General features: G+C 30.0%; 13 protein-coding genes. 9 read left to right on the top strand and 4 right to left on the bottom strand.

Going from position 1 to position 15901, the window contains the following annotated elements; genetic code table 11:
• Positions 1-2: 2 nt before the first annotated feature.
• From mutS to P3X86_RS03575, 6 genes are read left to right on the top strand one after another with little or no spacing between them, the layout of a single operon-like run.
• Positions 3-2639, top strand: a complete 2637-nt coding sequence (gene mutS, locus P3X86_RS03600; RefSeq protein ID WP_483291735.1) for a DNA mismatch repair protein MutS — start codon at positions 3-5, stop codon at positions 2637-2639.
• Positions 2640-2644: 5 nt separating this feature from the next.
• Positions 2645-4552 (top strand): DNA mismatch repair endonuclease MutL, encoded by a 1908-nt coding sequence (mutL, locus tag P3X86_RS03595; RefSeq protein ID WP_483291257.1) that lies wholly within the window; start codon positions 2645-2647, stop codon positions 4550-4552.
• 24 nt (positions 4553-4576) lie between these two features.
• Entirely contained in the window at positions 4577-5524 is a 948-nt protein-coding gene (gene miaA, locus P3X86_RS03590; protein ID WP_483291256.1) for a tRNA (adenosine(37)-N6)-dimethylallyltransferase MiaA, read from the top strand.
• An 11-nt stretch (positions 5525-5535) separates the two neighbouring features.
• A complete protein-coding gene (gene hfq / locus P3X86_RS03585) occupies positions 5536-5781 on the top strand; it encodes an RNA chaperone Hfq (RefSeq protein ID WP_483291255.1) in 246 nt (81 codons plus the stop codon).
• Positions 5782-5815: 34 nt separating this feature from the next.
• Positions 5816-7135, top strand: a complete 1320-nt coding sequence (locus P3X86_RS03580; protein WP_483291734.1) for a methionine gamma-lyase family protein — start codon at positions 5816-5818, stop codon at positions 7133-7135.
• Positions 7125-7841, top strand: a complete 717-nt coding sequence (locus P3X86_RS03575) for a hypothetical protein (protein WP_483291254.1) — start codon at positions 7125-7127, stop codon at positions 7839-7841. The genes P3X86_RS03580 and P3X86_RS03575 overlap by 11 nt, the downstream gene beginning before the upstream one ends.
• Before the next feature lie 72 nt (positions 7842-7913).
• On the opposite strand, the gene lexA is transcribed toward P3X86_RS03575, so the two are convergent.
• Entirely contained in the window at positions 7914-8531 is a 618-nt protein-coding gene (gene lexA, locus P3X86_RS03570; RefSeq protein WP_483291253.1) for a transcriptional repressor LexA, read from the bottom strand.
• A 178-nt stretch (positions 8532-8709) separates the two neighbouring features.
• On the opposite strand from lexA, the gene P3X86_RS03565 reads away from it, so the two are divergent.
• Positions 8710-9033 (top strand): LysM peptidoglycan-binding domain-containing protein, encoded by a 324-nt coding sequence (locus P3X86_RS03565; RefSeq protein ID WP_483291252.1) that lies wholly within the window; start codon positions 8710-8712, stop codon positions 9031-9033.
• A 240-nt stretch (positions 9034-9273) separates the two neighbouring features.
• On the opposite strand, the gene P3X86_RS03560 is transcribed toward P3X86_RS03565, so the two are convergent.
• Both P3X86_RS03560 and P3X86_RS03555 read right to left on the bottom strand, forming a co-directional pair.
• A complete protein-coding gene (locus P3X86_RS03560; RefSeq protein WP_483291251.1) occupies positions 9274-10227 on the bottom strand; it encodes a tyrosine recombinase XerC in 954 nt (317 codons plus the stop codon).
• A 496-nt stretch (positions 10228-10723) separates the two neighbouring features.
• Positions 10724-11176, bottom strand: coding sequence for a VOC family protein (locus P3X86_RS03555; protein ID WP_483291250.1), 453 nt, complete (start codon positions 11174-11176; stop codon positions 10724-10726).
• A gap of 120 nt (positions 11177-11296) precedes the next feature.
• On the opposite strand from P3X86_RS03555, the gene uvsE reads away from it, so the two are divergent.
• Together uvsE and P3X86_RS03545 are read left to right on the top strand one after the other, a co-directional pair.
• Positions 11297-12232, top strand: coding sequence for a UV DNA damage repair endonuclease UvsE (gene uvsE, locus P3X86_RS03550; RefSeq protein WP_483291249.1), 936 nt, complete (start codon positions 11297-11299; stop codon positions 12230-12232).
• Between the two features lie 362 nt (positions 12233-12594).
• Complete coding sequence (locus P3X86_RS03545; RefSeq protein WP_483291248.1) at positions 12595-14277, top strand: M4 family metallopeptidase; 1683 nt, start codon at positions 12595-12597, stop codon at positions 14275-14277.
• Positions 14278-14394: 117 nt separating this feature from the next.
• Here the strand turns inward: P3X86_RS03545 and purB are convergent, their stop codons facing one another.
• Positions 14395-15855 carry an adenylosuccinate lyase gene (purB, locus tag P3X86_RS03540; RefSeq protein ID WP_483291247.1) on the bottom strand — a complete coding sequence of 487 codons (1461 nt, stop codon included), beginning with the start codon at positions 15853-15855 and terminating at the stop codon, positions 14395-14397.
• Positions 15856-15901: the final 46 nt, after the last annotated feature.

The following is a 15901-nucleotide window of genomic DNA, read 5'->3' as shown; positions in this document are numbered from 1 at the left end:
TACTGATGAAATTAACACCAATGATGCAACAATATATGGAGATAAAAGACAGATATAAAGATTCTATTCTCTTTTTTAGATTAGGTGACTTTTACGAAATGTTTTTTGATGATGCTATTACATCCTCTAAGGTTTTAGAAATAGCTTTAACAGGTAGAAATTGTGGTCAAAAAGAAAAAGCACCAATGTGCGGAGTGCCTTACCACTCCGCTGAAGGTTATATACAAAAGCTTGTAAGTGATGGCTACAAAGTAGCAATATGCGAGCAAGTAGAAGATGCTGCACTCGCAAAAGGTATAGTAAAAAGAGATGTAGTTAGGGTTATAACACCGGGAACTATAACCAATTCAAAATCATTAGAAGATAAAAAAAATAATTACTTATGTTCGTTGTTTGTAAAAGATAACGTAGCAGGTTTATCCTATGTAGATGTTACAACTGGACAATTTTGTACTACAGAAACAAATGAATCAATAGATTCTTTTATAATAGATGAATTAGCAAAGATAAGACCAACTGAAATAATATGCAACCAAGAACTAATGAATAATGAAGATTTGTTATCTTTGATCTCTTACAAGTTTGATGCATATATAAACAAGTATGATACTTATATTTATGATTTAAACAACTCGCTTGATATAATAAAAAAACAATTTAATATAGCAAGTATTGATGGTTTTGGGTTAAAAGAAAGATGTCAATCAATAATATCAAGTGGAGCATTGTTAGCGTATTTAAATGATACACAAAAAATAGGACTCAATCATATTAACAATATATCATATTATTCAAATAATAATTATATGCTTATGGATATCAGTACTAGAAGGAATTTGGAGTTAACAGAAACTATTAGAAACAAAAGTAAACAAGGTTCGTTATTGTGGGTTTTGGATAGCACTAAAACTGCAATGGGTGGTAGACTACTAAAAAGATGGATAGAAGAACCATTGTTGCAAAAGACAGTAATAGAAAATAGGTTAAATGCTGTTGAAACATTAGTAGATAATATATTTTTACTTGATGATATTAGATTACTACTAAAAGAAGTCTATGATATAGAAAGATTAATATCAAAAATAGTATATAGTAGCTGTAATGCAAGGGATTTAGTAGCGCTTAAAAAATCAATCAATATAATTCCAGCTATGAAAAATGTTTTATCAGGTATAGATGATAGGTATCTTTCAAAGTTAGAAGAAAAATTAGATGATTTAAAAGATATTTATAAATTAATAGATACTGCTATAGTAGATGATCCTCCACTATCAACTAAGGATGGTGGGATGATAAAAGAAAGCTATAGTAATGAATTATCTGAGATAAAATCAGCAGCTCTTGATGGTAAACAGTGGATTTCTAATCTTCAAGAAAATGAGAGAAATCGTACAAATATCAAATCCCTTAAGGTGGGATACAATAAGGTATTTGGATATTATATAGAAGTGACTAAATCAAATATAAAGCTAGTTCCTGATAATTATATAAGAAAACAAACGCTTTCTAATGCAGAAAGATATGTTACTCCTGAGTTAAAAGACATGGAGACTAAAATATTAGGAGCTGAAGACAAATATATAAAACTAGAGCTTGAAATATTTAATTCTGTAAAAGAAGACATCAAAGAAAATATTAAAAGAATACAACAATCAGCGACTGTGATATCTCAGATAGATGCCGTTTGTTCTTTGTCATATACAGCTTATAAGAACAACTACATAAAGCCAGTTATTAACACTGACGGTGTACTAGATATCAAGGATGGTAAACATCCAGTAGTTGAAAAAGTACTTAAAGATGATCTGTTTGTTCCTAATGATACTAGCCTCAATAATGATGATAGCAGAATGATTATAATTACTGGACCAAACATGGCTGGTAAGTCTACATATATGAGACAGGTTGCGTTAATATCGTTGATGGCTCAAATAGGTAGCTTTGTACCAGCGGAGCAAGCTAATCTACCTATCGTTGATCGAATATTTACTAGAGTTGGGGCATCTGATAATCTAGCAGAGGGGCAAAGTACCTTCATGGTTGAAATGAGTGAAGTAGCTAATATTTTAAATAACGCTACAAAGAACAGTCTGATTATATTAGATGAAATTGGTAGAGGGACAAGCACATATGATGGATTAAGTATTGCGTGGGCTGTAGTAGAGTATATAAGTGATAATAATCTTTTAGGTGCTAAGACGCTTTTTGCTACTCATTATCATGAATTAACGGAGCTTGAAGGCAAGCTAAGTGGCATTAAGAACTACAAAATACTAGTAAAAGAACATGACGATACAATTATATTCCTCAGAAAGATTGATAGGGGAGAGGCAGATAAAAGCTATGGAATAGAAGTAGCAAAGCTTGCAGGTGTGCCAGATAGTGTTATAAAAAGAGCAGGCGTAATATTGCATGATTTAGAAAAGAGAGATATAAACAACAAAACTGATGAAATAGCTGTTACTGTGAGTAGTGAGCCAGGACAAAACAATAATATATCACAGCAGATTAGCTTTTTTGATAATAAATCTGACCAAATAATAAAAAAGCTTAGTTCAATAGACATAGCAAAAACTACTCCTATTGAAGCTTTAAATATTCTCTACTCTTTAATAGAAGAATCTAAAGACGGTAGGTGATAAACGTGAAAGGTGTTATAAACTTCTTAGATGAAGCTACTATAAATAAAATAGCTGCAGGTGAGGTTATAGAAAGACCAGCTTCAGTTATAAAAGAATTGGTTGAAAACTCAATAGATGCTAAATCTGATTCTATAGTTGTAGAAATAAAAAATGGTGGTAAGCAATATATCAGAATCACAGACAATGGCAATGGTATAAATAGAGAAGATTTAGATATAGCTTTCCTCAGACATACAACAAGTAAAATAGTAAACTCAGACGATTTATATAGCATTAATACTCTAGGCTTTAGAGGTGAAGCTTTATCAAGTATAACAGCAGTGTCTAATGTAGAAGTGATTACAAAGACAGCTAATGTTGACTATGGCATACAGGTAGATGTTTCTGGTGGAAAAATCACAAATAAAACAGATGTAGGATGCCCCAAAGGGACAACAATAATAGTAAAGAATTTATTCTTTAATGTACCTGTAAGAAAGAAGTTTTTGAAAAGTGATACTACTGAAAGTAGCTATGTGAGTGAAATAATATTTAAATTAGCATTATCATATCCTAAAATATCATTTAAGTATATCAGAGATGATAAAATGATATTTAGAACTTCAGGAAAAGGGGATTTGCTCTCATGTATTTATTCACTTTACGGTAAAAGCTATATAACTTCTTTAATTAGAGTTAGCTATAATGACAAAATAAAGATTCATGGCTATGTATCAAAGCCTGAGTTAACTAGAGGAAATAAAAAGCATCAATTTTTCTATGTTAATGGAAGATGTGTACAGAGCAATGTATTATCCAAAGCAGTACAAGATGCATATAAAACACTAGTTACAGTAAATAGTTTTCCAGTGGTATTCTTGTTTATTGAAATAGACGCTGGTAGTATAGATGTAAATATCCATCCTAGTAAACTAGATATACGTTTTGATGATGAAGATTATATATGTGGTATCTTAAAAGAGACTATTAGGAATAGTTTGTTTAAAAAAGATATCATACATACAACTGTTAGTCAAACTGATGACAATAAAAAAAATGAGTATATTGATTTAATTAGTGACTTAAAACCGAGTAATTTTAGAAGTACTTTTAACAATGATAAAATAATTGAAAAGCCAAAAAAGACTCATTCAAATGTGCAAATGAGAATATATAGTGATAAATCACCATTGACATATGATACTAAAGAAAAAAGAGATAATCCAGTTATAACTAGTGATAAAAGAACTAATAAAACTGACGCTGAACCATTAATAAAGTATGAGCAAGAATTTGAAACTTCACCCGTTATAAAAGAGAATGAAGAAAACACTAATTCAAAAGTTATTTTTCCCAAGCTGGAATATATTTGTGCTCTATTTTCGACGTATATTATCGCTACAGATAAAATAACAGGTGAGATTTACATGATTGATCAACATGCAGCTCATGAGAGAGTTATGTACGAAAAAATATACGATGAGTATTCTAAAAAAAATGTATTAAAACAAGAACTACTAACTCCAATAACAATAGATCTTACAAATCATGAGTTATTAATAGTTAACGAAAACAAGACCATTTTAAACAATCTAGGTTTTGAAATAGATGACTTTGGAAACAATAGTATATTATTAAGAAGTGTTCCTGCATTACTTAATATTAAAGGACTTAAAAAATTCTTCATAGATATTATAGATAAACTAAAAGATATATCAAAAAAGCCTCATGAATACAGGCTAAAATACATCATGAAACTATCGTGTACGAGTGCTGTAAAAGGTGGAGATAACTTAAAAGAAATTGAAATAAATCATCTTTTCGAGCAAATGAAACAACTTGATAACCCTTATACATGCCCTCACGGTAGACCAACTATTATCAAAATATCTAAGCATGATTTAGAAAAAAAGTTCAAAAGAATAAACTAACAATTTATGTGATAGGATGATAAAATGAAAAAAAAACCACTAATAATGCTAGCTGGGCCAACAGCGGTAGGGAAGACAAGTATATCAATTGATATAGCAAAGAAGATAAACGGAGAAATAATATCAGGGGACTCTATGCAAGTTTATAAATATATGGATATAGGTACAGCTAAAATTAAACAATCCGAAATGAAAAATGTACCTCATTATATGATAGATGAATTTACTCCAGATGAAGAGTTTAATGTTTCTATTTTTAAAAGTAAGTGCGAAAAATATATAGACTTGATATTGTCTCATAACAAAGTGCCAATGATAGTAGGCGGGACTGGGTTATATCTAAATTCTATAATATATGAGCTTGATTTTACTAAGGCAGTAAGTAACAAAGAACTTAGAGATAAATATACTAAGTTGGCGCTTGAATATGGTAATAAGTATATATATGATAAGCTTGTAGAAATTGATCCTATTTCGGCTGAGCGAATTCATATCAATGATACTAAACGTATAATTCGTGCTCTAGAAATATACTATGATACTGGTAAACCAATGTCTGATTTTTATAAAGATTTTAGAAAATACAATGATAAATATGATTTTGTTTACTTTGCGCTGAATATGGACAGAAAAAAATTATATGATAGAATTAATATGAGAGTAGATATGATGATAGAAGAAGGACTTATCAGTGAAGTTGAGGAATTATTAAATAAAGGGTATGATAAAAACTTAGTTTCTATGCAAGGCTTAGGTTATAAAGAAATGGTATCTTATCTAAATGGTTATATTTCATTAGAAGAAGCTATAGAAGTGTTAAAAAGAGATACCAGAAGATTTGCTAAACGACAATTGACATGGTTTAGAAGAGAGAAATACGTAAATTGGGTAAATGTAGATGACTTTTTAGGTAAAGATGGTATTGTTGATTATATTACTAATAAAATTCATGATAAGCTAAGAAAGAAATAATTTATATTTTAATGGAGGGGATTTTTGTGAAAAATAGTATCAATTTGCAAGATGTGTTCTTGAACAAAGTGAGAAAGGAGTCTATTCAAATAGCTATATTCTTAGTTAATGGCTATCAACTAAAAGGTTACGTTAAAGGATTCGATAGTTACACTATAGTGCTTGAAAACGATGGAAAGCAACATTTGGTTTATAAACATGCTATATCAACTATAAACCCAAGTAAAAATATATCATTTATGAATAAACAAGATTAATTTGACAATTGAAGGTGATGACTTGAACGTGAACATGTTAACTAGAAAAATATTATGTAAACAATTTGGTATTGATCCTGCGATCATTGACTTTGTATTACATGTAGAAACTACTTTAAATAAAAAATTTGAAAAAATAAATAATATAAAAGAATATAATCAATTAAAAGTTATAGATGCATTTCAAAGAGCAAATCTTGCAGCTACTCACTTTAACTGGACTACTGGGTATGGTTATGATGATGAGGGAAGAGATAAGGTTGAAGAAATATATGCAAATGTTTTTAATACAGAAGATGCACTTGTTAGAGCAAATATAGCATCTGGCACACATGCGTTAGCCCTTACACTAGGAGGCATATTAAGACCAAACGATGAAATGTTATCAATAACTGGCTTACCATATGATACTATGCAAAAAGTAATAGGTATTAAAGGTGATATGAAAGGTTCTTTAAAAGAATATAATATATCCTATAACCAAGTAGATTTGATTGATAATAATAAAATAGATATAGATACAGTAATGAGCAATATAAAAAATAATACTAAACTCATACTTATACAACGATCAACAGGATATAGTGATAGAAAAGCCATTGAAATAGAAGATATGAAAAATGCTATTTCTAATATAAAAAAAGAGCACAAAGATATAGTGATTATGGTTGATAATTGCTACGGAGAATTTGTAGAAATGATAGAGCCAACAGACATAGGGGCGGACATAATAGCTGGCTCTCTAATAAAGAACCCTGGTGGAGGACTAGCTCTTGCTGGGGGATATATAGTAGGTAGAAAGAATCTTATTGAAAGCATTGCAAACAGACTCACTGCTCCAGGAATAGGGAAGGACTGTGGTTTGACCTATGGAACATCAAGACTAACATTGCAGGGTCTATTCTTAGCGCCACACATTGTAAGTGAAGCTCTAAAAGGTTCAATACTTGCAGCTGGAGTATTTGACTTATTAGACTTTGAAGTATTACCAACTATAGATGATAATAGAAGTGATATAATACAAGCGATAAAGTTTAATAATCCTGATAAGGTTATTAAGTTTTGCCAAGGAATACAAGCTGCCTCACCAGTTGATTCCTTTGTAATGCCACTGCCTTGGGATATGCCTGGCTACAGTGAACCAGTAATAATGGCAGCAGGTGCATTTATACAGGGCTCATCTATTGAACTAAGTGCAGATGCTCCTATGAGAGAACCTTATTTTGTTTATCTACAAGGTGGCTTGACATACGAACACTGTAAGCTTGGAATCATGAAAGGATTAGATAATTTATTAAAGAATGATTTAATTGACCGTAAATTATTTAACATAAGTACAGAATATGAAAAGTAGTAAAGAAGATTTAAAAAAACGAGGTTATATTGAAGACGACGATTTAGCCATGTATATAAATAAAAATAATGATAAGTTGTTTTCAATACTTAATTCAAATGTTTCTTTCGAAAGATCTATTGCTATAAATATACTATCTAGTCGTAAAGCTATAAAGGATACAACATTATTGAAGATACTCTCTAAGGAAAAATCATTATATACAAAAATAGAGATATGTAACGCCCTCCAAAAAGGTGATGAGGTTACAGCTAGATTAATGATTGATTATTTAGGAGCTATTGGAAAAAATCAATATATTAACTTACCCAAAAAAGTATCTAAAAAAATTAGCTATCCATTACCTAGAGATATTATAGCTAGAACTTTAAGTAGAATGGATAATAAGATTGTAGATGAATTAGTATCTGTTCTTGTTAGTGAAGATACAAGAAAAATATGTGAAGTTTTAGATGCTGTAGGATTTATGCTATTCTACAATCAAGACTGTATTAAAAAAGAAATTTTTGATACAGTAAGTAATATGCTAGAAAAATATTATAACAATGAATTAATAGTTTGGAAAACGGTATTATGCCTGTCATCGTTTTGGACTCAAGATAGTATAGATATTCTTAACGAAGTGCTATGTGGTAAGTATTGTGATACTATAAAACAGGAAGCTCAGCGCAGTATAAAAATAATAAATATGAAAATGAAAAAGTAAGCTAGAAATTAGCTTACTTTAAATTTATGACAAAGTCATCAAGATACAGACCTGAGTAAGCTAGAAACTAACTTACTTAAGTTTTCTAAATAATCCTATAACTTTTCCTAATATATACACGTCTTTAACAATAATTGGCTCCATAGTCTTATTTTCAGGCTGAAGCCTGATAAATTCATCTTCTTTGTAAAAAGTTTTTACTGTAGCTTCATCATCAATTAATGCAACTACAATTTCTCCATTTACAGCATGTCTTTGACTATTCACTATTACTTGATCTCCATCCATTATGCCAGCGTCTATCATACTTTCACCTTTAACAGTTAATATAAATGTAGTATCATTGCCAACATATTCTACAGGTAATGGGAAAGTATCTTCAATATTTTCTACTGCAAGCAATGGTTGTCCTGCTGTTACTTTTCCAACTATAGGTATCTCCACAATCTCTTTTTGAGAGTGTATATAAGTAACATTGTCTAATATTTCAATAGCTCTAGGTTTAGTAGGGTCACGCTTAATATAACCCTTTTTTTCTAGTCTTGATAAATGTCCATGAACAGTAGATGTTGATTTCAGTCCAACAGCTTTGCATATCTCTCTAACTGCCGGGGGATAGCCCTTTGTTTTGAGCTCGTTTTGAATAAAGCGTAGTATCCTTAATTGCTTTTCAGATAAATCTTCATACATATATGTAACACCTCTTACTAGGATATAATCCTCTTTTTTTATTATTATAACATAATTTTATTATTATATCAAACGAATGTTCGCAAAAAACTATTGACAACGAACATTTGTTCCGTTATAATGTAATTAGGAATTAAGAACTTATGTTCCCTAAGAATAAGTGTTCGGGAGGTATATCATGTATACAAGAAGAAGAAAACGAGTAGTTATTGCTAGGCCTATACGCTTTACTCTATTTTTATCGGTAGTAATATTATTATTATTATTTACTTTAAACAACATATCTAGGTCTAATACAGCTTTTGGCTATAGTAAAACTAACAATAAAGAATATACAACTATTATAGTACAAGCAGGAGATACTTTATGGTCAATTGCAACTAATCATTATGATTGTAATATGGATAAACGAAGGATAATATACGAAATCCAAAGAGCTAACAACAAAAAGACTGCTAACCTAAGAATAGGAGAGCAACTAAAATTGCCCCCATTATATTAATTATTTTAAATACATTAACATATAAATATCTACACTCAAACAATGCACCTTTCCCTAAATAGGGAATAGGTGCATACCTCTTTTGTAACATTGTTTTTTACAAATGAAGCCAATGGGATAGCTTAACTTCTAGAAAATATTGTTTAATAATATAACATAGCCTTTTAAATTTTTAACCATTGTAGAATAGATTTATTTTACTATATAGTTTACATAATAATATTATAGTCAAATATATAGTTATTCACTAACTTTGCTAGCTAACGGGTTAGCACTGACAGCTTTTCTTAATCTATCATCATCTAAATGAGTATATATCTGTGTTGTAGCAACACTTGCATGTCCTAGTATTTGTTGTAATGCTCTTATATCAACATTCCCATGTTTATACATAAGCGTAGCAGCAGTATGTCTAAGCTTGTGAGTAGAATATCTTTTGCTGTCAAGACCTGCATTTAGTAAGTATTTCTTAACCAAATGTTGAATAGCTCTTGGGCTAATTCGGTTCTTTCTAGTGCTCAAAAAGAGTGCTCGTTCTTCTGATTGATCTAATTTTGGTCGTACATCTATATATTTATCTATAGCTATAAGACAAGCATCATTTAGATATATAGTCCTTTCTTTATTTCCTTTACCTATAACGGTTAAAGTATCCCCTTTGATTTTGTCTATGTCTATACTAGCCAACTCCGACAATCTAAGCCCACAATTTAGAAATAGGGTAAGAATAGCATAATCTCTAATCCGGTTTCTTCCTTCTATACTATCTAAAAGTTTTAAAGATTCTTCGAGAGTCAAAAAAGCAGGATTTCGTTGCTCTTTTTTAGGTGTTTCTAGATTGATTGCAGGATTTATATCTATCATATTCACAACATTATGGAGATATTTAAAGAATGATCTAATACTAGCAACTTTTCTAGCTTTAGTAGAGTTTTTATTGTTCATATTCTTATCAGCATAGGAGATAAACGAAATCAAATCTTGTATTTTAAGTTTTTTGATAAAATCTATATCAATATCAGATATGGCAATTTCATCAAACAATGTATCTTTTGCAACAAGTTTGTACCTTATTTTTAAAAATCTAAAAAATGATCTCAGATCATAATTATATTCTTTAATTGTATTTTTCGATTTTCCTTTGATAGCATAGAGATAATCAAAGAAGTCATCCAAAATTAACGGCGTATCCATGAAATATCTTCTCCCTTTGTAAATTTATATGTATTTTGTCGCAAAATTTGTATTTTGTGACAAAACTTATATGTACTATTTCTATATTATTACCTCTATTTCCTTCTTTTCTAGTAATTTTTATTAGTTTTATTTGAACTTTGATGTTTTTATATGTTTTGGCATGAAGTTTACATCTTTGAATTGTTTTTACCGAACAAAAGTTCTTTGATTGAATTTTATATAATATTTATGCTAATTGTTGTTTAAACATTCTTCGCATCATACATCGTGTTTCCTAAAATTAGCTACATTATATATTTTAAATTGCACATCTTCCTATAATTTTACATACGTAAACATGTGAATACATTTCATTCAAGATATATAATTATCAATCACTAGATAAACTTATTCTCGCTATAATGCGTTTGTATATTTTTTCTATTTACACATCCTTATTTACTATAATAATATTATGTAAACATATCTCTTGTTATTACATTTTCATGTTGCTTTACTCATTAAATACTTTTATATCTGGTCGTTCATCCAAATAATACTTAAGTCTGTCTGTTCTTGTTTTACTATGTAACTCAATCAAATGTCCATCATAGTCTCTAATATAAAGCGACTTACCTTCTCTAATATTCCTAGGTCTACCTAGTTCGTATTTTATGCCATGTTGCTTTAATTTTTCTATTAGCTTGTCTTGATCTGATTCAGTCATGGAAAATGCTATATGAGTATATGTTTTTTCTCTGTTTTCTCCAGGGATATTTTCTTCTAAATTTAACGCTACCCATATACCTGCTATATCAAAATAAGCTAGTTTATCACCTTTAGCTAATAGCTTTGCACCTAAGACAATTTTATAGAACTCTATTGATTTGTTTATATCTTTAACTGGAAACGTAATATGATTTAATCCAGTTATCTTTATATCTTCATTGCACATATTATTATTCATCCAAATTCCACCTTATTATATATAATGTTATCATTTGATCAAAACTTTTACATATATCAAGTATATCACATTTGTATAATTAGCACTTTTTTATACATCCTAATAATATGAGGTGATTAGATGATTGTTAGATTAGGTTATGTTGCTCTACCATTAGATATTGATGATTGTTCCCCTTCAAGGACTATTACTTATACAAACTACACTAAGATTCCAAATGAAGATATTAGGCAAGACAAAATTCTATCACTTACTAAAGCAAATTTAGAGAACACTATTCGTATATTAAAACACAACATTACAAAAGATATAAGCGTTTATAGAATCACTTCTAAGTTAGTTCCTCTTGTAACTCATGATAACGTAACCAGATGGAACTATATCGGAAAGTTTAAGCATTATTATGACCAAATAGCAAATATAATAGAATCAAATAATCTAAGGATCAGCTCTCATCCTGACATATTCAATGTACTCAATTCACCAAATGAAAATGTTATATATTCTAGCTTAGATACTTTAATATATCAGAATATCATATTAGATGCATTTGGGGTTACTCCTGAGCATGGTAAATTGGTTATGCATATAGGAGGAAGTTATGGAGATAAAAATAAATCAATAAAAAGATTTATCACTAATTTTGCTCGTATCCCAGATAGGATAAAATCAAGAATAATAGTAGAAAACGATGATAAAATCTACAACATAAAAGATACTTTATACGTAGCAAAGTCTCTTGGTATACCAATGGTTTTAGATGTACATCATCATTGGTGCAACAACGACGGCTTAAGACTATCAGATTTTTTATTTGATATATTTTCAACATGGAATAATGAAGTACTATCTCCAAAGATACATGTCTCTAGCCCCAAATCCGATAAAGAATTTCGCTCTCATGCTGATTATATTAATTTTGAAAGTTTCAATGATTTTATCAAGATAGCTAAAACAACAGATATGGATTTTGATGTAATGATAGAAGCTAAGAAGAAAAATCTTGCTCTTTATAAACTTATGGAAGATATAAAAAAAGTACAAATTATACTATAAAAAATGGTGCATCATTTATAGTATAAAATTCATTGCATATACTTGGCTTTTGTTATCCATAATAATTTTATGTAAACATAAGTTTTTTCATATATATATATATATAATTCAACTATACCCCAACCTCTTCAATCTATTTTAGAATATTTTCTTAGCCTTAATAGGATTTTTACACTCTTGTCTAATAAAATTATCACCATTCTTATTTTCTCAAATAGCAATTTACAGCTGTTTGTCCATATAGATATATAAATATCCCAATATAAGTAAAAATAAAACTTAAAATGATATTGCATTACATAGAGATGAAACGTATAATATTCCTGTAAAGTAAATTAATTACAATAAAAGGAGGGAATCAAATGTCTAAAAAATTCTTAATCATAATGGTAATAGTATCAATGTTGTTACAAACAGTAACCGTTAACGCACTAAGTCATAATACAGAACGATTTACTAATTCAAAACCAGAGGAAGTCTTAGAAAAATTTGAAGAAAGTAATTTTTATAAAAGCAACTTTTCTTCAAATTTGAAAGTAATCTGGGATAAGAACAAGAACATTCCGAGTTTTATCAAAAACATTAAATTAAAAGACATCATAACCTCTGAGAAACAAGCAATTGAATTCATTAAAAGATACAAGGGGATTTTCAACATATCCTATTCAGATTTCAATATAAGATCAATTATCAAAGATGACCTCAATATGACTCATTATAAAGTAATTCAAGAAATTGATGGTATACCTGTTTATGGACAAGAGTTAATTATTCATACTGATTCTAATAACAATATTTATGCATTAAATGGTTCATTAGAGCCAGATAATAACATTGGAAATATTAAATGGAGCAAAGCTATAAAAACAAGTGATTCAGATAGTATTTCTTCAGCTAAAAGATTTCTTAACATCGAATCTATAGATTCTAAATTAATATCTGAACCAGATACTCAAAAATATCTATATGAATTTGAAGGCAAATGGTATGTTGTAAATTTAGTCACACTTCAATTCAATAAACCATATCCAGCTAACTATAAAATATTTGTAGATTTAGCATCAGGAACTGTAATAGATTCATATAACGCTATAGCAGATACGCACATTATATGCACTGGAATCAATGGTAATAATGAAACGGTGTCACTAAATGCAGATGAGCAAAATGGTTATTACTATTTGCGTGATATTACTCGTAATGCTACTATCGAAACTTACTCCCTAGACAATGACTTATATGCGCCACAACCTGGTGAAATAATAAAAAACACTATTGGAACTTTCAATAAAGATCATTATGCAGTTGATGCTCATTACAACCTAGGAAAAGTATATGATTATTTTTATGAAACTTTTGGCAGAAAGAGTTTTGACAATAGAGACGGTAAGATAGTAAGTTCTGTTCATTTTGTTTATCGAGATAATTCTGGAAAAATAAATAAGAATAATGCTATGTGGAATGGCAGACATATTTTATTTGGTGATGGTGATGGCGTTTTAGCTGGATCACATTCTAGATCTTTAGATATTGTAGCACATGAATTCACTCATGGGGTCACGCAGTACACTGCTAATTTAATATACAGAAACCAATCAGGCGCTGTAAACGAATCAATCTCTGATGTTTTTGGTGTTCTTTCTCAAGGCCCTACAGAAAAATGGTGGCTATTAGGCGACGATGTCTACACTCCTAATATCCCAGGTGATGCTATCCGTAATTTGAAAGATCCTGGTAGTGACGATGTTTATAAACCTCAGCCTGGACATATGGATGATTATGAGCATACCAATGAGGACAATGGTGGCGTACACATAAATAGCGGTATTCCTAACAGAGCGTTTTATCTGATAGCTAACTCTATAGGATTTGAAAAAGCAGGTAAGATATACTATCGTGCTCTTACAACATATTTATACCCTTCTTCTAAATTTAAAAATCTTAGGAACGCATTATTGCAATCAACTTCTGATTTTTATGGAGAAAGTGGAAATGAATACAATGTAGTTAAACAAGCATTTGATACAGTTGGTATAGTCAATTAGTTGACAACCATACCGCCCTAACTAAGGGATGTCTAAAAAGACATCCCTTAAATTAATTTCTATTCAATTTAATCCATTTGTTAACGCCTAAGTTTTCTTTATGTTATATAAAATATGTTAAACATTTAGCTTTGCACTATATCCTAATTCATCCTTATGTTTATCAAGTATAGGTTTTATATCTTTTGATATGAATTCTTCCACTTGTTTAGCTGATCTGCCAGTATATTTTGTGTAATCCATTATTTTAACTAGCTCTTCTTTAGATAAGCCAAACTTAGGATGCTCAGCTAATCTTTCTATGAGGTTGTTGTCTTTTCCTTCTATTTTAACTCTCTTGCTAACTTCCATAGAAAGCTCTCTGATTATCTCGTGAAGCTCTTGTCTATCTCCACCTTTTTTAACTGCTTGCATTAATATATTTTCTGTAGCCATAAATGGCAATTCAAGTGCGATATGCTTTTTAATCATATTTTCATAGACAACTAGACCATCAAATACATTTATACCTATTTCAAGAACAGAATCACAAGCAAGGAAACCTTGGCCTATAGCTAATCTTCTGTTTGCTGAATCGTCTAAAGTTCTCTCTAACCACTGAGTAGATGATGTCATAGCTGGGTTCATAACATTTGCTATTAAAAACCTAGAAAGAGACGCTATACGCTCACTTCTCATTGGATTTCTTTTATACGCCATAGCAGATGATCCAATTTGTTTCTTTCCAAAGGGTTCTTCTATCTCTTTTAAGTTCTGCAATAATCTTATATCATTAGTTATTTTGTGCATAGATTGACCTATCGATGCTAGTAGCGATAACACTTCAAAGTCTACTTTTCTAGGATATGTTTGACCTGTAACAGCATAAGCGCTATCAAATCCCATCTTTTTAGCTACTAGTTCATCTAGCTTTTTAACTTTGTCATCCTCATTTTCAAACAATTCTAGATAACTTGCTTGAGTGCCTGTCGTACCTTTTGCACCTCTAAGTTTTAAACTATCTATAATAAACTCAAGTTTTTCATAATCTAAGTACACATCCTGTAACCATAAGCTTGCTCTTTTACCTACAGTAGTTAATTGTGCTGGTTGGTAATGTGTAAAGCCCAGTGTAGGAAGATCTTTATACTCCAATGCAAATGATGCTATCTTGCTTATTAAATTTACTAGCTTTTTTCTAACGATAATTAAGCCTTGCTTCATCTGTATAATGTCTGTATTATCACCAACAAAACAGCTTGTAGCACCAAGATGTATTATTCCTTTTGCTGATGGGCATTTTTCTCCATATGTGTGTACATGAGCCATTACATCATGTCTAAATTCTTTTTCTTTTTTTGCAGCTAACTCATAATCAATATCGTCGATATTATTTTTTAGTTCGTCTATTTGACTTTGATCGATATTTAATCCTAACTCCTTTTCTGATTCAGCTAACGCAACCCATAGTTTTCTCCATGTTTTGAACTTGTTATCTGGAGAGAAAACATAAGACATTTCCTTGCTTGCATAGCGTGAAATCAATGGATTTTCATAATTTTCTTTTGTCACTATAACATTCCCCTTTCCTATCACCATTTATATAAAATTTAGTATTCCAAATTAATGTGTTTCTATCATTTAT

It is taken from the genome of Abyssisolibacter sp. ZYX002 (assembly GCF_056892235.1).
Note: the sequence above shows the minus strand (reverse complement) of the source record. Positions and strands in the feature narration are given on the sequence as shown.

Excerpts from the sequence above, each read along its gene's own strand:
- miaA (WP_483291256.1), top strand. The coding sequence starts at position 4,577 with ATGAAAAAAAAACCACTAATAATGCTAGCTGGGCCAACAGCGGTAGGG.
- hfq (WP_483291255.1), top strand. The coding sequence starts at position 5,536 with ATGGAGGGGATTTTTGTGAAAAATAGTATCAATTTGCAAGATGTGTTC.
- P3X86_RS03580 (WP_483291734.1), top strand. The coding sequence starts at position 5,816 with ATGTTAACTAGAAAAATATTATGTAAACAATTTGGTATTGATCCTGCG.
- P3X86_RS03575 (WP_483291254.1), top strand. The coding sequence starts at position 7,125 with ATGAAAAGTAGTAAAGAAGATTTAAAAAAACGAGGTTATATTGAAGAC.
- lexA (WP_483291253.1), bottom strand. The coding sequence starts at position 8,531 with ATGTATGAAGATTTATCTGAAAAGCAATTAAGGATACTACGCTTTATT.
- P3X86_RS03565 (WP_483291252.1), top strand. The coding sequence starts at position 8,710 with ATGTATACAAGAAGAAGAAAACGAGTAGTTATTGCTAGGCCTATACGC.
- P3X86_RS03560 (WP_483291251.1), bottom strand. The coding sequence starts at position 10,227 with ATGGATACGCCGTTAATTTTGGATGACTTCTTTGATTATCTCTATGCT.
- P3X86_RS03555 (WP_483291250.1), bottom strand. The coding sequence starts at position 11,176 with ATGAATAATAATATGTGCAATGAAGATATAAAGATAACTGGATTAAAT.
- uvsE (WP_483291249.1), top strand. The coding sequence starts at position 11,297 with ATGATTGTTAGATTAGGTTATGTTGCTCTACCATTAGATATTGATGAT.
- P3X86_RS03545 (WP_483291248.1), top strand. The coding sequence starts at position 12,595 with ATGTCTAAAAAATTCTTAATCATAATGGTAATAGTATCAATGTTGTTA.
- purB (WP_483291247.1), bottom strand. The coding sequence starts at position 15,855 with ATGGTGATAGGAAAGGGGAATGTTATAGTGACAAAAGAAAATTATGAA.